We start from the raw sequence: 17419 nt of genomic DNA, 5'->3' as shown, positions 1-17419 counted from the left end.
AGCACTTCGGAGTGCTCTGGCACTCCGAAGTGCTCACGTGCGCGGTAGCGCACCCCGCAGCAGCCAGCCGAGGGTGACCTCGAGGTCGGCGCGCAGCTGCGGCGGCGCCAGGTTCGCCTCGTCGGCGGTCGCGAGCGCGGCGTAGCCGAGGGTGCTGACGATCAGCGCCCGCACCACGCGGCCCGCGGCGTCGGAGTCGACGCCGGCCCGCGCGAGCAGCACGGTCGTGGCCGCGCCGAGGGACCGGGCGTTCGGTCCGCGCGCGCCCTGGCGGGCGAGGTAGAGCGGCACGAGGTCGGGGTGCGCCGCGAGCAGGTCGAACGTCGCGAGCATGACGTCGCGCAGGCCGCCCACGGGGTCGGCGTCGGCCGGCGGCGGGGCGAGCGCGCCGAGCCGGTCGTCGAGCAGCGCGTCCACCAGCGCCGTCTTGTCCGCGACGTGGCTGTAGAGAGCGTTCGGGGCGACCCCGAGCTCGCCCGCCACCGAGCGCATCGACAGCCCGGTCAGTCCGCGCTCGGCGAACACCGCCCGCGCCGCGGTGAGGACGGCGTCGTGCGTCAGTCCGGCACGCTGGCCGGGGGTCCTCGGCATGGACGAACTGTACACCGTCCAGTATGCTGGACACCGTACAGTTCGAGAGTCAGGGGAACGCACATGACCGTCACGGACCTCGAGACCGGCGTCGCCGCCGGCGTGCCCTACGTGCTGCGGGCGCCGGAGGGGCGGCGCGCGGACGCGCCGGTCGTCGTCGGGTGGCACCTCATGGACGCGCCGCGCAGCGAGGCGGCCTTCGCGGCGGCGCTGCCGCTGGCCGGGCTGGACGCCTGGCGGATCTACCTCGGCCTCCCCGAGATGGGGGCGCGCCTGCCGGCGGGCGGGATGGACGAGCTGATGGCCCGCGGCTACGAGGACGCGGTCATGCTCATGCACGGCCCGGTCAACGCGCAGGCCGCGGACGAGTTCGAGGCGGCGCTGCGGGCGCTGCGGGAGCGGTACGGGTTCGCCGGGGGTCCGTTGGCGGTCTTCGGCGGGTCGGCGGGGGCCGGCGTCGCGCTGGAGGTGGCCACGCGCCGCGACGATCTCGCGGCGCTCGTCGGCGTGAGCCCGATGCTGCGCCTGCGTCCGGTCGTGGCGACGCTGGGCAAGCTCTTCGGCGTCGACTACCGGTGGTCGCCGGCGTCGGACGCGGTGGCGGCGCGGATGGACTACGTGGCGCGGGCCGGGGAGCTGGGCACGCTGCCGGTGCGTCTCGTCGTCGGGTCCGAGGACGACGCCACGGCCTTCCTCGAGCCCGCGCGGGAGCTCGCCGCCGCGGCGGCCGGATCCTCGGACGTCGTGGTGGTCGAGGGGATGGGCCACGCGCTGGCCGAGGAGCCGGGTCTCGAGCCCGCGCCGCAGACAGCGCACGCGGCCGAGGTCGACGGCCACGCGGTCGGGTGGTTCCGGAAGTATCTGGGCGTGTGAGCTCCCGCGGCGTCTCCGAGATCGGGCTGCTGCGGCTCGTCGCGCAGCGGCTGGTCGCCCCGCCCGACGACGACGTCGCCGGCGTCGTCCGTCACCTCGGCGCCGCGCAGGGGCAGGACCCGGTGGGCGCGCTGACGTCGCTCGCCCTGCGCACGGCCGGCCGGTCGACCGGCGCCGTGGTCGCCGCGTTCGACGCCGGCACGGTCGTCCGCAGCTGGCCGATGCGGGGCACGCTGCACGTCCTGCCCGCCGAGGACCTCGCGTGGATGCTGCCGCTGGGCACACCGCGCCCGCGCGTGCAGGCCGCCCGGCGCCGCGGCGAGCTGGGCCTCGACGACGCCGACGTCGACCGGGCCCGGGAGATCGCGCTGATCGCGGTGCCCGCCACGCGCGCCGGGCTGTTCGCGGCGTGGGAGGCCGCGGGGCTCGCGCCGGCGCGGGGCCGCGGCTACCACCTGCTCGCGGAGCTCGCGTCCACCGGCGTCCTGTGCTGGGGGCCCTACCGCGACGGCGAGCAGATGATCGTCGACATCGCCCGCTGGGTCCCGGTGCCGCGGCACCTCGAGCGCGACGAGGCGCTGGGGGAGTGGGCGCGGCGCTACTTCCGCTCGCACGGCCCGGCGACCCGCGCCGACTTCGCCCGTTGGACCGGGATCCCCGCCGCGGACGTGGACACCGGCATCGCCATCGCCCGGCCCGATCTCGCCGCCACGGACGTCGACGGCACCGAGTACCTCCTCGACCCGGCGGTGCCCGACCACCTCGCCGCGCACCGGCGCGCCGCGCTCGGGGTGCACCTGCTGCCGGGCTTCGACGAGTTCGTCCTCGGCTACGGGCGCCGCGACGACGTCCTCGAGCCGGCCTGGTTCGAGCGGATCGTCCCCGGCGGCAACGGGGTGTTCCGGTCGACGGTCGTCCACCGTGGGAGGGTCGTCGGGACGTGGGCGGCGCCGCGCGGTCGGCTGGAGGTCACGCCGTTCCGTCCCCTCGACGCCCGCACCGACGCGGCCGTCACCCGCGCCCACGCCCGTCTCCCGCGATGACCGCTCGTCGCCGTCCCTGAGAGCCCGACGGTCGCCGATTGGCCCGATCGGGCGATCACCGAACCGGTGACCGCGCGGTGGTGCGTGATGGACGGCCCGGCGCGTGTCGGGCTCTCAGGTCGGCCCCACGTGAAGATCGTCGTTCGTACCGTGACCGGGCCGTGACTCCGGGAGCTCCCCCTCTGCCCGGACCGGCCGCCTCGACCCCGATCGCGAGGAGACCTCTGCATGTCCAGCGTGCCCCCGCAGGCGCCGGAACCCGAGCCCGACGCGTCGGGTGAGCCCTGGTCGACCACGGACTTCATCGTCGGTCGCGGGGCCCTGCTCGTGGCGGGCCCGGTGATCGTCGCCCTGCTGTGGGTGTTCGGCGCGCTGCCCGCGTGGGGCGCGGCCGCCCTCGGTGGCTTCCTGTGCGTGGTCGCGCTGGTCTTCCTGGCCCGTCTGCGCGGGCGGAGGCCCGAGGGCGGCGAGGGCGCCCGGGTCCTCGTGGTCGGCGGCGGCTACGCCGGACTGGTCGCGGCGCGGGCGCTGCAGGCCCGCCTGCCCGGCGGCACCCGCGGCGGGCGCCACCTCGGGTCGGGGGACGCGCGCGACGGCATCGCCTCGATCACCGTCGTGGACCCCCAGGCCCACATGACCTACCAGCCGTTCCTCCCGGAGGCCGCGGCCGGCGCGATCGAGCCTCGCCACCTCACGGTGCCGCTGCGACGCGTGCTGCGGCGCTGCGACGTCATCACCGGCTCGGTCGCGGCGATCGACGACGCGAGCCACCGCGCCGTCGTGTCGCTGCCCGGCGGCGGCACGCGCGAGGTCCACTACGACGTGCTCGTGGTGGCGCCCGGCACCGCGCCGCGGCGCCTGCCGGTCCCCGGTCTCGACGACCAGGCGCTCCCGTTCCGGTCGGTCACCGACGCGCTCGCCCTGCGCGAGCACGTCCTGTCCCGCCTCGACGCGGCCGCGTCGACCACCGATCCCGCCGAGCGCCGGCGCCTGCTGACCTTCACCGTGATCGGCGGCGGGTTCGCGGGGCTCGAGGTGCTGGGCGAGCTCGAGGACATGACCCGGCGCGCCGCCAAGCACCAGCCGGGCTACATCGCCGGCGAGATCCAGTGGGTGCTCCTGGAGGCGGCCGGACGGATCATGCCCGAGGTCAGCCCCGCCCTGGCCGCCCGCGTGCACGCCCAGCTGCTGCGCCGCGGCATCGAGGTCCGCGTCGGCGCCAAGATCACATCGGCCCGCGACGGGAACGTCGTGCTCGCCGGCGGCACGAGCTTCGCCACGGACACGATCGTCGTCGCCGCCGGCTCGGTGCCCAACCCGCTGCTCGAGCGCACCGACCTGCCCCTCGACCCGCGTGGCCGCGTGCGCTGCGCGACGACGCTGCAGGTCCGCGACCGCGCCCACGTCTTCACCGCCGGCGACTGCGCCGCCGTGCCCGACGTGACGGTGCCCGCCGCCCGCGACGGCGAGCCCGCGACGACGGCGCCGACCGCCCAGCACGCCGTGCGCCAGGCGCGCCTGCTCGCGCGCAACGTCGACGCCTTCCTCGCCGGGCGGCTGCTCAAGGGCTACCGCCACAAGAACGCGGGGGCGGTTGCCGGTCTGGGCCGCCGGCGCGGTGCGGCCCAGATCGGTCCGCTGCGGATGACCGGCTGGCCCGCGTTCCTGCTCCACCGCGCCTACCACCTGTGGGCCATGCCGACCGCCGACCGCACCGTGCGCATCGCGCTCGACTGGCTCGTCTCCGGGCTGCTCGGCCGCGACCTCGTCGCCGTCGGCCGCCGCGACACCGCCCCGCTGCCCGACACCGACGCCCCGTCCACGGTCGCGCCGCGTCTCGAGGAGGAGCCCGTCCCGGGCGAGCAGCCCGTGGCGCCGCCCGTGTCCGCGCCGCTGCCGACGGCCGCCCCGACGACGGGGGCCACGCCGACCTGGGGCGCCGACCCGGCGACGACCGGGTCGCGTCCGGTGACCCCGGTGCCCGCCCGGGCCGCCGACGAGGCGGCGCGCAGCGCCACGGACTCGCAGGGCATCCCGGCGATGCAGATCGCCGCCTCCCAGACGGGCGGCATCCCCGCCGCCCGCGAGCCGCACCCCTCGTTCCCGCCGTTCGCCGAGCCGTTCCCGTCGACGTCGTTCCGCTCGCCGACGTTCTCCGAGCCGACGTTCGGCGACACCCGTTTCGAGCAGGCGTTCCGCGACCCGACGCCGTCGCTCTCCTTCGGCGAGGACCGGGAGTACGGGGATCCGGCGCCGTCGGGCTCGTTCCGCGAGCCCCACCCCTCGTTCCCGTCGACGCCCCGCGACACGTCCGACGGGCCCCGTGCGCCGTACCCGTCGACGAGCCGCCCCCGGCACTCCCTGCGCGACGAGAACCGCGCGAACTGACGCCGGCGACGCGCGCGACGTGCGGACCCGGTGATCAGGAGCGCGCCATCCACCCCGGCGTGCCCGCCGACGTCGATGACGTGCCCCTGATCTCCCGCCTCGGGTCTCGCGCCCGCCCGATCGCCCGGTTACTGGCTGGTACCGCTCGCCCCGCGAGCAATACCAACCAGTAACCCCTGGAACCCGCCGCGCCGACACCCGAGCGCGTCGGAGTCCCCGCCCACGGAAACCGGGCTGCGCCGGGCGCGCCGCGGGTGATCGCATGACCCCGTGCACGTCGAGTTCTCGAAGCGCCCGGACGGGGGGTCGCTCGCGCTGATCGACCGGGACGACGGCGTCCGGCTGCGGCTCCGGTCCTACGACCGCACCGGCGAGGTCCCGCACGACGCCGTCCACCTCGTCGGCGAGCGGGCGCTGGGCCTGACCACCGGCCTCTGGGGCTCGATCGCGGCGGGAGCGGTGTTCGACAGCGTCGAGGTCGTCAGCGGCACGCTGCGTCACGACCGCCGGCGGCGGTCCGACGCGATCCGCCGGGAGAACGCCGAGCAGCTGCGGCTCGCGGAGACGGTCGTCGGGGTCCTCCAGCAGTCGGTCGACCGCGACGGCCCGGCGACGAAGGCCGCCCTCGACGGGGCCTGGGGCATCACCCGCACGGGGGCGAGCCCGTACACCGCGACGCAGGCCGCGACCGCGGTCGCCGAGCTGCGCGAGCTGCGGCGACGCTGGCGCGATCTCGCTCCGGAGGAGACGATCCCCTACGACTGGAGCCTCCGCCGGCGCCGACGATGATCAGCTCACGTTGCATGGGTTTTCGATGGCATGCATACTCATTCGCATGCGCGTCGCCGTGGCCGGAGCCAGTGGGTACGTCGGGGGTGAGGTGCTGCGGCTCGCCCTGGGCCATCCCGAGGTCGAGATCGGGGCGGTGACGGCGGGGGAGTCCGCGGGCACCGCACTCGGGGCCCACCAGCCGCACCTGCCGTCCCTCGCCGACCGGACGATCGCCGCGACCACCCCGGAGGAGCTCGCGGGACACGACGTCGTGTTCCTCGCCCTGCCGCACGGGCGTTCGGCGGAGCTCGCGGCCCAGCTGCCCGACGACGTGCTCGTCGTCGACTGCGGCGCCGACCACCGGCTCACCGACCCGAAGGCCTGGGAGCGCTGGTACGGCGGCGAGCACGCCGGGTCGTGGCCGTACGGCCTGCCCGAGCTGCCCGGCGCCCGCGACCGCCTGGAGAACACGCGCCGCATCGCCGTCCCCGGCTGCTACCCGACCGCGAGCACGCTGGCGGCGTTCCCCGCGCTCGCCGCAGGGCTCGTCGACCACGACGTCAGCATCGTCGCCTTCTCCGGCACGTCCGGCGCCGGGAAGAGCGCGAAGCCCCACCTGCTCGGGTCCGAGGTCATGGGCTCCGCCACGGCCTACGGCGTCGGTGGGGGCCACCGGCACACGCCCGAGATCGTCCAGAACCTGGCGGCGGTCAGCCCGGAGCCCGTGCGGGTCTCGTTCACCCCGGTCCTCGCCCCGATGCCCCGCGGCATCCTCGCGGTCGCGAGCGCCCCGTTGGCGGACGAGAACATCACCTCCGACCAGGCTCGCGAGGCCTACGCCAAGGCCTACGACGCCGAGCCGTTCGTGCACCTGCTGCCCGCCGGCGTCCAGCCGCAGACGAAGTCCGTGGTCGGCTCGAACAGCGTGCAGATCCAGGTCGCGGTCGACGCGGACGCCGCGCGGCTCGTCGTCACCGCCGTCATCGACAACCTCACCAAGGGCACGGCCGGCGGCGCGTTCCAGTCGGTCAACCTCGCCCTCGGCCTCGACGAGACCCTGGGCTTGCCGACGACGGGGGTCGCCCCATGAGTGTCACTGCGCCCCAGGGCTTCCGGGCCGCGGGTGTCCGCGCCGGACTGCGGGCCCACGGGGAACGCCCCGACCTCGCGCTGGTCGTCAACGACGGCCCCCAGCAGGTCGCGGCCGGCGTCTTCACCCGCAACCAGGTCAAGGCCGCGCCCGTGCTGTGGTCGCAGCAGGTGCTCACCGAGCAGAACCTGCGCGCGGTCGTGCTCAACGCCGGGGGCGCCAACGCCTGCACCGGGCCCGACGGGTTCGGCGACACCCACCGGACCGCCGAGAAGGTCGCCGACGTCCTCGGCTGCGGCGCCATCGAGGTCGCCGTCTGCTCGACGGGTCTCATCGGCGAGAGGCTGCCCCTCGAGCAGCTCCTGCACGGCGTCGACGACGCCGCCTCCGAGCTCGCCGACGGCGAGGACGCCGGCACCCGAGCGGCGACGGCTGTGCTCACCACCGACACCGTCGACAAGCAGGCCGCCGCGAGCCGTCACGGCTGGACGGTCGGCGGGTTCGCGAAGGGCGCCGGGATGATGGCGCCGAGCCTCGCGACGATGCTGGTGGTCGTCACGACCGACGCGGTGGTGACCGCCGAGCAGGCCGACACCGCCCTCCGCGCCGCCACCGCGGTGACCTTCGACCGCCTCGACGTCGACGGCTCCACCAGCACCAACGACACGGTGCTCCTGCTCGCCTCGGGCGCGTCCGGGGTCGAGGCCGACCCCGACGCGTTCACGGAGGTCGTCACCGAGGTCTGCGCCGACCTCGCCCGGGGGCTGCAGGCCGACGCCGAGGGCGTCACCAAGCGGATCGCGGTCACCGTGACGGGGGCCCGCGACGACCACGACGCCCTCGTCGGTGCCCGCGCGATCGCCCGCGACAGCCTGGTCAAGACCGCACTCTTCGGCTCCGACCCGAACTGGGGCCGGATCGCCGCCGCGGTCGGCGCGAGCGAGGCGCAGGTCGACCCGGAGCACCTCGCCGTCACCGTCAACGGCGTCCTGCTCTGCGAGGCGGCGACCGCGGTCGGCGACCGCGGCAAGGCCGACCTGTCCGGCCCGGAGGTCACCGTCGACGTCGACCTCGGCCTCGGCGACGGACAGGCGACGGTGCTGACGACCGACCTGTCGCACGCGTACGTCGAAGAGAACAGCGCGTACTCGACGTGAGCGCCCTCGAGAACGCCGTGACCTCCATCCCCGTCCCGCCCGACGTCCCCGACCGGTACCAGTCGGCCGCCGCGAAGGCGGGCGTGCTGGCCGAGGCGCTGCCGTGGCTGCAGCGCTTCCAGGACGCCGTCGTGGTGGTCAAGTACGGCGGCAACGCCATGACCGACGACGCCCTGCGGCGCGCGTTCGCCGAGGACATGGTGTTCCTGCGCGTCGCCGGCATCCGCCCCGTGGTGGTGCACGGCGGCGGCCCGCAGATCACCAGCATGCTCACCCGGCTCGGCATGGAGGGCGAGTTCCGCGGGGGGCTGCGGGTCACCACGCCCGAGACGATGGACGTGGTCCGGATGGTGCTCGTCGGCCAGGTCGGCCGCGAGCTCGTCGGACTCGTCAACGCCCACGGTCCCTACGCCGTCGGGCTCTCCGGCGAGGACGCCGGCCTGTTCACCGCGGCGCGGCGCACCGCGACCGTCGACGGCGAGCAGGTCGACGTCGGGCTGGTCGGCGACGTCGTCGACGTCAACCCGGCCGCCGTGCTCGACCTCGTCGCCGGCGGCCGCATCCCGGTCGTCTCGACGGTCGCGCCGGACGCCGACGGCGTCGTGCACAACGTCAACGCCGACACCGCCGCGGCCGCCCTGGCCGAGGCGCTCGGGGCGCGCAAGCTCGTCGTCCTCACCGACGTCGAGGGGCTCTACACCGACTGGCCGGACCGCTCGAGCCTGCGCTCGCAGATCGACGACGACGAGCTGGAGACGCTCCTGCCGAGCCTGGCCAGCGGGATGATCCCGAAGATGGAGGCGTGCCTGCGGGCCGTGCGGGGCGGCGTGCCGCGCGCCCACGTCATCGACGGGCGGGTGGCGCACTCGGTGCTGCTCGAGGTGTTCACGAGCGAAGGGGTGGGGACGATGGTCGTCCCCTCCGACGGGAAGGAGGCCTAGACATGACCGTCACCAGCGAGGACCTCCGTTCCCGATGGGTCGGGGCGTTCATGGACAACTACGGCACCCCGCCGATCGGCCTCGTGCGCGGCGAGGGCGCGCTGGTGTGGGACGCCGACGGCCGGGAGTACCTCGACCTGCTCGGCGGGATCGCGGTGAACTTCCTCGGCCACGCCCACCCGGCGATCGTCGAGGCCGTGTCCCGCCAGGTCGCGACGCTGGGCCACACGTCGAACCTCGTCATCAACCCCGTCGCCGTCGAGCTCGCCGAGCGCCTGCTCGGACTGCTCGGCCACGACGGCCGGGTGCTGCTGTGCAACTCGGGCGCCGAGGCCAACGAGGCCGCCCTCAAGATCACGCGCCGCACCGGTCGCACCAAGGTGATCGCGACCGAGGGCGGCTTCCACGGCCGGACGATGGGCGCGCTCGCCCTCACCGGCCAGCCCGCCAAGCGGGAGCCGTTCGAGCCGCTGGTGCCCGGGGTCGAGTTCGTGCCCTACGGCGACGCCGACGCCCTGCGCGCCGCCGTCGACGACGAGACCGCCGCGGTGTTCCTCGAGCCGATCCAGGGCGAGGCGGGCGTGATCGTGCCGCCCGAGGGCTACCTGCAGGCCGCCCGGGAGATCACCTCCGAGCACGGCGCGCTGCTGGTGCTCGACGAGGTGCAGACCGGCACCGGGCGCACCGGCGTCTGGTTCGCCCACCAGCGCGCGGGCATCACGCCGGACGTCGTGACGCTGGCCAAGGGCCTCGGCGGCGGCCTGCCGATCGGCGCCTGTATCGGTGTCGGCCCGGCGGGCGACCTGCTCGGGCCCGGCCAGCACGGCACCACCTTCGGCGGCAACCCGATCGCCTGCGCCGCGGCGCTCGCGGTCCTCGACACGATCGTCGCCGACGGCCTGCTCGACCGCGCCGAGGAGATCGGCAAGGACCTGGGCCGGCGGATCGGTGAGCTCGACCACCCCCTGGTCGCCGGCGTCGACGCGGCCGGCCTGCTGGTCGGCGTCGCGCTGCGCGAGCCCGTCTCGACGCAGGTCACGGCGGCTGCTCGCGACGCCGGCTACCTGATCAACAACGCGGTGCCCGGACGCCTGCGGCTCGCCCCGCCCGCCGTGGTCACCGACGCCCAGCTCGACGGCTTCGTCGCCGCGCTGCCCGAGGTCCTCGACCAGGGCGCGGCGGCGGCCGAGGCGGCCGGGTCGTGACCATGACGCTCCCGACGGTGGCCGCGCGCACCCGCCACCTCCTGCGCGACGACGACCTCGCGCCCGCCGAGCAGGCCGAGGTGCTCGAGCTGGCCGCGACGATGAAGACCGATCCGTTCGGCCAGCGCCCGCTCGCGGGCCCGCGCGCCGTGGCGGTCATCTTCGACAAGAGCTCCACCCGCACCCGGGTGTCCTTCGAGGTCGGCGTCGCCGCGCTCGGCGGCACGCCGGTCATGATCGACGGGCGGGACGCCCAGCTCGGGCGCGGGGAGACGATCGGCGACACCGCGCGGGTCCTCTCGCGCTACGTCGACGCGATCGTGTGGCGCACCAGCAGCGAGGCGCGCATCCAGGAGATGGCCGCGCACGCCACCGTGCCGGTGATCAACGCGCTCACCGACGGGTTCCACCCCTGCCAGGTCCTCGCCGACCTGCAGACGATCGTCGAGCGCCACGGCCGCACGGCGGGCCTGACCCTGACCTACCTGGGCGACGGCGCCAACAACATGGCCCACTCCCTGCTGCTGGGCGGGGTCACGGCCGGCATGCACGTCCGGATCGCCGCGCCGACGGGCTTCACGCCGGACGAGGCGGTCGTCGACGCCGCCCGGGAGCGGGCGGCCGTCGCCGGCGGCTCGGTCACGGTCACCGACGACCCGGAGGCGTCGGAGGGCGCCGACGTCCTCGTCACCGACACCTGGACCTCGATGGGTCAGGAGTCCGACGGGCGCGACCGCGCGTCCCTCGTGCCCTACCGGCTCGACGGCGCCGCGGTCGCCCGCGCCCGCCCGGACGTGACCGTCCTGCACTGCCTGCCCGCGCACCGCGGCGACGAGATAACCTCCGAGGTGATCGACGGCCCAGCGTCGGCGGTGTGGGACGAGGCCGAGAACCGCCTGCACGCCCAGAAGGCCGTGCTGACGTGGTTGCTGGAGCACTCGTGACGGAGGTCCGTGGTGTCACCAGCCGTGCGGCGCGCCAGGCGCGCGTCGTCGCCCTGGTGACCGAGCGGGAGGTGCACAGCCAGGCCGAGCTGGCCGCGCTGCTCGCCGACGAGGGCGTCGAGGTCACGCAGGCGACGCTCTCGCGGGACCTCGACGAGCTCGGGGCGGTCAAGCTGCGCGGCGCCGACGGCGGCGTCGGGCGCTACGTCGTCCCCGACGACGGCAGCCCGGTGCGCGGCGTCGTGGGCGGCACCGACAGACTGTCCCGGCTGCTCGCCGAGCTGCTGGTCTCCGCCGACCACTCCGGCAACCTCGCGGTGCTGCGCACCCCGCCCGGGGGCGCGCACTACCTGGCCAGCGCGCTGGACCGGGCGGCGCTGGCGGAGGTGGTCGGCACGATCGCCGGTGACGACACGGTGCTCGTCGTCGCCCGCGAGCCCCTCGACGGGGCCGGTCTCGCAGCCCGGCTGCGGACCCTGAGCACCAGGACGACGCCGCGGTCGTCCGCACCTGACATGAGCGAGCAGGAAGAGAGAGAGCAGTGAGCGAGCGGATCGTGCTGGCGTACTCCGGGGGTCTCGACACCTCGGTCGCCATCGGCTGGATCGCCGAGGAGACCGGGCGCGAGGTCGTGGCCGTCGCCGTCGACGTGGGGCAGGGCGGGGAGGACCTCGAGGTCATCCGCAAGCGGGCCCTCGACTGCGGCGCGGTGGAGGCGGCCGTCGCCGACGCCCGCGACGAGTTCGCCGACGGCTACTGCCTGCCGGCGATGCGCGCGAACGCCCTCTACATGGACCGCTACCCGCTGGTCTCGGCGCTGTCGCGGCCGCTGATCGTCAAGCACCTCGCCGAGGCCGCGCGCGCCTACGGCGCGACGACCGTCGCGCACGGCTGCACCGGCAAGGGCAACGACCAGGTCCGCTTCGAGGTCGGTGTCGGCGCGCTGGCGCCCGACCTCGACGTCATCGCCCCGGTCCGCGACTTCGCCTGGACCCGCGAGAAGGCGATCCAGTGGGCCGAGGAGCGCTCGCTGCCGATCGACGTCAACAAGCGCTCGCCGTACTCGATCGACCAGAACGTGTGGGGCCGCGCCGTCGAGACGGGCTTCCTCGAGGACATCTGGAACGGGCCCATCGAGGACGTCTACTCCTACACCGCGAACCCCGCCGAGCCGCGCGACGCCGACGAGGTGGTCGTGGGCTTCGAGGCCGGCGTGCCGGTGACGATCGACGGCCAGAAGGTCTCGGTGCTCGAGGCGATCGAGCAACTCAACCAGCGCGCGGGCGCCCAGGGCATCGGGCGGCTCGACATGGTCGAGGACCGTCTGGTCGGCATCAAGAGCCGCGAGGTCTACGAGGCCCCGGGCGCGCTCGCGCTGATCACCGCGCACCAGGAGCTGGAGAACGTGACGCTCGAGCGCGAGCAGTCGCGGTTCAAGCGCCAGGTCGAGCAGCGCTGGGGCGAGCTGGTCTACGACGGCCTGTGGTTCTCCCCGCTGCGCCGCAGCCTCGACGCGTTCGTCGACTCCACCCAGCAGCACGTCACCGGCGAGATCCGGATGACGCTGCACGGCGGCCGCGCGGTGCCGACGGGACGGCGCAGCGCCCAGTCCCTCTACGACTTCAACCTCGCGACCTACGACGAGGGCGACCTGTTCGACCAGTCGCTGGCCAAGGGCTTCGTGCAGCTCTGGGGTCTGCCGTCCAAGATCGCGGCGAAGCGCGACCAGCAGTGACGCCCCCGGAGGGTTCCGCCCTCTGGGGCGGGCGGTTCGCGTCGGGCCCGGACGCGGTGATGGCGGCGCTGTCGAAGTCGACGCAGTTCGACTGGGTGCTCGCGCCCTATGACATCGCCGGGTCCCGGGCCCACGCGCGCGTGCTGTACGGCGCGGGGCTGCTCACCGACTCCCAGCTGGAGGCCATGCTCGATGGGCTGCGCCGGCTCGCCGACGACGTGGAGTCCGGGGCGTTCCTGCCCGCCGAGGACGACGAGGACGTGCACACCGCGCTCGAGCGCGGGCTCATCGAGCGGGCGGGGGAAGACGTCGGCGGGCGGCTGCGCGCCGGGCGCTCCCGCAACGACCAGATCGCCACCCAGCTGCGGATGTGGCTGCGCGACGAGCTGCGCGAGGTGGTGCGCGGGGTGGCGGGCGTGGTGGACGCGCTGCTGATCCAGGCCCGCGCCCACCCCGACGCGGCCATGCCCGGGCGCACGCACCTCCAGCACGCGCAGCCGGTCCTGCTGGCGCACCACCTCGGGGCGCACGCCCAGGCCCTGCTCCGCGACGTCGGCCGGTGCCGCGACCTAGACCGCCGGCTGGCGTACTCGCCGTACGGGTCGGGGGCGCTAGCCGGGACGTCGCTGGGTCTCGACCCGGCGGCCGTGGCGCACGACCTTGGGTTCGTCGACGCGGTCGACAACTCGATCGACGGCACGGCTTCGCGCGACCTCGCCGCCGAGGGCGCCTACGTGCTGGCCCAGATCGCGGTCGACCTCTCCCGGATCGCCGAGGAGGTCATCCTCTGGGCGACCGCGGAGTTCGGGTACGTGACGCTCGCGGACGCCTGGTCGACCGGGTCGTCGATCATGCCGCAGAAGAAGAACCCGGACGTCGCGGAGCTCGCGCGCGGCAAGGCCGGGCGGCTCGTCGGCAACCTGTCCGGGCTCATGACCACGCTCAAGGCCCTCCCGCTCGCGTACAACCGCGACCTGCAGGAGGACAAGGAGCCGCTGTTCGACTCGGCGGCCCAGCTCGCGATGGTGCTCCCGGCCATGGCCGGCATGATCAAGACGCTGACGTTCCACACCGACCGCCTCGCCGAGCTCGCCCCCGCCGGGTTCACGCTGGCGACCGACCTCGCCGAGTGGCTGGTGCGCCAGGGCGTCCCCTTCCGCCGCGCCCACGCCGCCGCCGGCGCCACCGTCCGTGCCGCCGAATCCCGGGGTGTCGGGCTCGACGAGCTCACCGACGCCGAGCTCGCCGACTGCGACCCGGCGCTCACCCCTGACGTCCGCGCGGTGCTCACCGTCGCCGGCTCGATCGCGTCGCGCGACGCGCACGGCGGGACGGCCCCGAAGCGCGTGTCCGAACAGCTCGACCGCGTCTTCGCCGCCGCCATCGAGGCCCACGCCTGGGCCGGCCGCCCGATCGAGCGCCGCTGAGCGTGTCGTCGTCGGTGTCAGCGAAGTGCCGTCACAGACGCTGAGCGTCCGTATCGGTACTTCGATCACCGCGGTGCTTACGGTGGATCTCATGCGCGCGGGGAGGCGGGTCCTGGTCGTCCTCGGCCTGCTCGCCGCCCTCGGCGGCTGCGCCACCGCGCCCACCCCGGCGCCGGCCCTGCCCACCGCGGCGCCGCCGCCGGTCCCGTCGGTCGCCGCCGACACGCTCGGCCCCCACGGTCCGACGGTGCCGTCGGATCCGGTCGCGCTCGCCGGTGCCCTCGCCGCCGCCCGCGACACCGTCGCCGACCCCGCCCGGTCACCGGCCGAGGTCGCGGCGGCGGGCCGCACGGCGCAGGTGGCGTACGAGGAGCTCGCCTTCCACCCCGACCTCCTCGGCCCGGTCCTCGCAGCCCTCCCGCCCGGGCACGCCGCGGCCACCGACCGGATCGTCGGCGCCGGCCGGGACCTGCTCGCCATGCACGACGGCCCGCTCGGCACCGAGCTCCCGGCATGGCGCGTGGTCGACCCGCTCCCACCGGAGCGCCTGCGCGCCTTCTACACCGAGGCGCAGGAGCGTTTCGGCGTGCCCTGGTCCGTGCTCGCCGCCGTCAACCTCGTCGAGACCCGGATGGGCCGCATCGCGGCGCCGTCCGCGGCCGGGGCGCAGGGCCCGATGCAGTTCATGCCCGCCACCTGGGCCCGCTACGGGCTCGGCGGCGACGTGCACGACCCGCACGACGCGATCCTCGGCGCCGCGCACTACCTGCAGCGCAACGGCGGCGACACCGACGCCGGGCTCGACCGCGCCCTGCACCGCTACAACAACGACGACCGCTACGTCCGCGCCGTCCGGGCCTACGCCGGGCTGATGCAGGTCGACGAGCGCGCCTACCTCGGCTTCCACGCCTGGGTCGTCTACGCCCGGACGGCGGGGGAAGGCCGGGTGCACCTGCCGACCGGCTACGACGAGCCGCGGCCCGTCCGCGCGGCCGACTACCTCGCGGGGGCACCACGCTGATCCCGTCGGCCCGCCGGGGAGGATCGTGCCCGATGACGACACCGACCCTCGTGGACCAGGACACGCTGGCCGTCGACCCGCTGGACGCGGCCCGGCGACTGCTCGGGTGCGTGCTCGCCGCGGACACCCCGCAGGGCGAGATCCGGGTCCGGCTGGTCGAGGTCGAGGCCTATCGGGGCGCCGACGACCCCGGCTCCCACTGCTACCGCGGGAAGACCGACCGCAACGCCGTGATGTGGGGCCCGGCCGGGCATCTCTACGTCTACTTCGTCTACGGCATGCACTTCTGCGCGAACGTCGTGTGCCTCTCCGAGGGCGTGGCCGGGGCGGTGCTGCTGCGGGCCGGCGAGGTGGTCTCGGACGTCGGCGCGGCGCACGTCCGGCGACCGACGGCCCGCGGCCGTGACGCGGAGCTGGCCCGGGGACCCGCCCGGCTGTGTGCCCTGCTCGGGATCGGGCGCGAGGCCAACGGCGTCGACGTGCTCGCGGCGTCGTCCCCGGTCCGCCTCGAGGTCGGCGACCCCGTCCCCGACGGTGACGTCCGGACCGGCCCCCGCGTCGGGGTGGCCGCGGGCCAGGAACGGCCGTGGCGGTTCTGGGTCGCGGGCTCGCGGGCGGTCACCCCGTACAAGGCCGGGCGCGCCCGGCCCGACGGGCCGGACTGGTGAGCCCGTTCGGCAGACTGGCGAGCGTGACCGAGCCGCACATCCTCGACGACCTCGCCTGGCGGGGCCTCATCGCTCAGAGCACCGATCTCGACGCGCTGCGGCGGGACCTCGACGCGGGGATGGTCACCCTCTACTCCGGGATCGACCCCACCGCACCGAGCGCCCACATCGGGCACCTGCTCCAGTGGCTGACCCTCGCGCGGTTCCAGCGGGCGGGCCACCGGCCGATCGCCCTGGTGGGCGGCGCGACGGGGCTCATCGGCGACCCGAAGCCGACCTCGGAGCGCACGCTCAACGACCGCGACGTCGTCGCCGGCTGGGTGGACAAGCTGGGCGCGCAGCTGCGGCCGTTCCTCGACTTCTCGGGCGGCGAGAACGCCGCGCTGCTGGTCAACAACTTCGACTGGACCGAGGGCCTCTCGGCCCTGGACTTCCTGCGCGACGTCGGCAAGCACTTCCGGGTCGGGCGCATGCTCGCCAAGGAAGCCGTCAGCCGCCGCATGGAGTCCGACGAGGGCATCAGCTACGCCGAGTTCTCCTACCAGCTGCTCCAGTCCTACGACTTCCTCGAGCTGTTCCGCCGTTACGGCTGCACGCTCCAGACCGGTGGCAGCGACCAGTGGGGCAACCTCACCGCGGGCACGGACCTCGTGCACCGCGTCGAGGGGCGGTCGCTGCACGCCCTGGGGACGCCGCTGATCACGAAGGCCGACGGCACGAAGTTCGGCAAGACCGAGTCCGGCACGGTGTGGCTGGACCGGGAGCTGACCAGCCCGTACGCCTTCTACCAGTTCTGGATCCAGGCCGAGGACGCGATGGTGGGCACCTACCTGCGCGCGTTCACGTGGCTCTCGCACGACGAGATCACCGAGCTCGAGCGTCTCACCGAGGAGAAGCCGCAGGCGCGCGAGGCGCAGCGCGCCCTGGCCCGGTCGGTGACGGCCACGGTCCACGGCGAGGTGGAGGTCGAACGCGCGGAGGCGGCGAGCCGAGCACTCTTCGGTCGCGGCGAACTGGCGGAGCTCGACGCCGGGACGCTCGCGGCCGCCATCGCCGAGATCCCGTCCTACACCACCGCGCGCGCCGAGAAGCCCACGATCGTGGACCTGCTCGTGGGCAGCGGGCTGTCCGCGAGCCGGGGCGCCGCGCGGCGCACGGTCGCCGAGGGCGGTGCGTACGTGAACAACGCCAAGGTCGAGACCGAGGACTGGGAACCGGCCGACGCCGACCTGCTCCACGGCCGGTGGCTGGTCCTGCGCCGGGGCAAGCGCAACGCCGCCGGGGTCGAGCTCGCCGGCGCCTGATCGGGTCACCGGGCGTTTGCCCGGTGTTGGCCACGGGAACCTGCACCTGACCAGCGCCGACGCGCTGATCGACCCCCCGTGTGCGGGCCGGTTTCGAGCGTGTGTAGAGTTCTGGTCATCGCAAGGTCAGGGGTTGTCCCCAGGCCCTGCGGACAACTAAGGTAGAAAGGTCGCCCTCCGGAAGGCCAGGCCCTCGGGTCCGCTGGTACGGTGGCGATCGATCACCACGGGGAACCGGCCGGGAACGGCGCGGCGAGCCGC

The 17419-nt window shown here is 75.0% G+C and carries 16 protein-coding genes; 15 read left to right on the top strand and 1 reads right to left on the bottom strand.

Going from position 1 to position 17419, the window contains the following annotated elements:
- Window positions 1–33 precede the first annotated feature (33 nt).
- On the bottom strand, window positions 34–591 hold the full coding sequence (locus ACR9E3_RS21815; RefSeq protein ID WP_460382629.1) for a TetR/AcrR family transcriptional regulator: 558 nt from the start codon (window positions 589–591) through the stop codon (window positions 34–36).
- 63 nt (window positions 592–654) lie between these two features.
- Here ACR9E3_RS21815 and ACR9E3_RS21810 point away from each other — a divergent pair, with 63 nt between their 5' ends.
- The 15 genes from ACR9E3_RS21810 to tyrS all read left to right on the top strand — a co-directional run bounded on the left by ACR9E3_RS21810 (window position 655) and on the right by tyrS (window position 17158).
- On the top strand, window positions 655–1464 hold the full coding sequence (locus ACR9E3_RS21810) for an alpha/beta hydrolase family protein (protein ID WP_460382628.1): 810 nt from the start codon (window positions 655–657) through the stop codon (window positions 1462–1464).
- Window positions 1461–2507: a winged helix DNA-binding domain-containing protein gene (locus tag ACR9E3_RS21805; RefSeq protein ID WP_460382627.1), complete on the top strand. Its 1047-nt coding sequence runs from the start codon at window positions 1461–1463 to the stop codon at window positions 2505–2507. The genes ACR9E3_RS21810 and ACR9E3_RS21805 overlap by 4 nt, the downstream gene beginning before the upstream one ends.
- A 228-nt stretch (window positions 2508–2735) precedes the next feature.
- Entirely contained in the window at window positions 2736–4895 is a 2160-nt protein-coding gene (locus ACR9E3_RS21800) for an NAD(P)/FAD-dependent oxidoreductase (protein WP_460382626.1), read from the top strand.
- A gap of 270 nt (window positions 4896–5165) precedes the next feature.
- Complete coding sequence (locus ACR9E3_RS21795) at window positions 5166–5684, top strand: hypothetical protein (protein WP_460382625.1); 519 nt, start codon at window positions 5166–5168, stop codon at window positions 5682–5684.
- A 40-nt stretch (window positions 5685–5724) separates the two neighbouring features.
- Window positions 5725–6756 (top strand): N-acetyl-gamma-glutamyl-phosphate reductase, encoded by a 1032-nt coding sequence (gene argC, locus ACR9E3_RS21790; RefSeq protein WP_460382815.1) that lies wholly within the window; start codon window positions 5725–5727, stop codon window positions 6754–6756.
- The gene (gene argJ, locus ACR9E3_RS21785) at window positions 6753–7913 is read left to right on the top strand and encodes a bifunctional glutamate N-acetyltransferase/amino-acid acetyltransferase ArgJ (RefSeq protein ID WP_460382624.1); all 1161 of its coding nucleotides are present in this window, start codon (window positions 6753–6755) and stop codon (window positions 7911–7913) included. The genes argC and argJ overlap by 4 nt, the downstream gene beginning before the upstream one ends.
- Window positions 7914–7939: 26 nt before the next feature.
- Window positions 7940–8854, top strand: coding sequence for an acetylglutamate kinase (gene argB, locus ACR9E3_RS21780; RefSeq protein WP_285659969.1), 915 nt, complete (start codon window positions 7940–7942; stop codon window positions 8852–8854).
- 2 nt (window positions 8855–8856) lie between these two features.
- Window positions 8857–10059: an acetylornithine transaminase gene (locus ACR9E3_RS21775; RefSeq protein WP_460382623.1), complete on the top strand. Its 1203-nt coding sequence runs from the start codon at window positions 8857–8859 to the stop codon at window positions 10057–10059.
- Between the two features lie 2 nt (window positions 10060–10061).
- A complete protein-coding gene (gene argF / locus ACR9E3_RS21770) occupies window positions 10062–11003 on the top strand; it encodes an ornithine carbamoyltransferase (RefSeq protein WP_460382622.1) in 942 nt (313 codons plus the stop codon).
- On the top strand, window positions 11000–11548 hold the full coding sequence (locus ACR9E3_RS21765; protein WP_460382621.1) for an arginine repressor: 549 nt from the start codon (window positions 11000–11002) through the stop codon (window positions 11546–11548). Before argF ends, ACR9E3_RS21765 begins: the two co-directional genes overlap by 4 nt.
- Window positions 11545–12738: an argininosuccinate synthase gene (locus ACR9E3_RS21760; protein WP_460382620.1), complete on the top strand. Its 1194-nt coding sequence runs from the start codon at window positions 11545–11547 to the stop codon at window positions 12736–12738. The genes ACR9E3_RS21765 and ACR9E3_RS21760 overlap by 4 nt, the downstream gene beginning before the upstream one ends.
- Window positions 12735–14165, top strand: coding sequence for an argininosuccinate lyase (gene argH, locus ACR9E3_RS21755; RefSeq protein ID WP_460382619.1), 1431 nt, complete (start codon window positions 12735–12737; stop codon window positions 14163–14165). Before ACR9E3_RS21760 ends, argH begins: the two co-directional genes overlap by 4 nt.
- Before the next feature lie 91 nt (window positions 14166–14256).
- Window positions 14257–15186 (top strand): lytic transglycosylase domain-containing protein, encoded by a 930-nt coding sequence (locus tag ACR9E3_RS21750; protein WP_460382618.1) that lies wholly within the window; start codon window positions 14257–14259, stop codon window positions 15184–15186.
- A gap of 32 nt (window positions 15187–15218) precedes the next feature.
- The gene (locus tag ACR9E3_RS21745; protein WP_460382617.1) at window positions 15219–15854 is read left to right on the top strand and encodes a DNA-3-methyladenine glycosylase; all 636 of its coding nucleotides are present in this window, start codon (window positions 15219–15221) and stop codon (window positions 15852–15854) included.
- Window positions 15855–15877: 23 nt separating this feature from the next.
- A complete protein-coding gene (gene tyrS, locus ACR9E3_RS21740) occupies window positions 15878–17158 on the top strand; it encodes a tyrosine--tRNA ligase (protein WP_460382616.1) in 1281 nt (426 codons plus the stop codon).
- Window positions 17159–17419 lie beyond the last annotated feature (261 nt).

It is taken from the genome of Actinomycetospora sp. C-140 (genome assembly GCF_054796175.1).
This window is presented reverse-complemented; position numbering and strand designations above follow the sequence as displayed.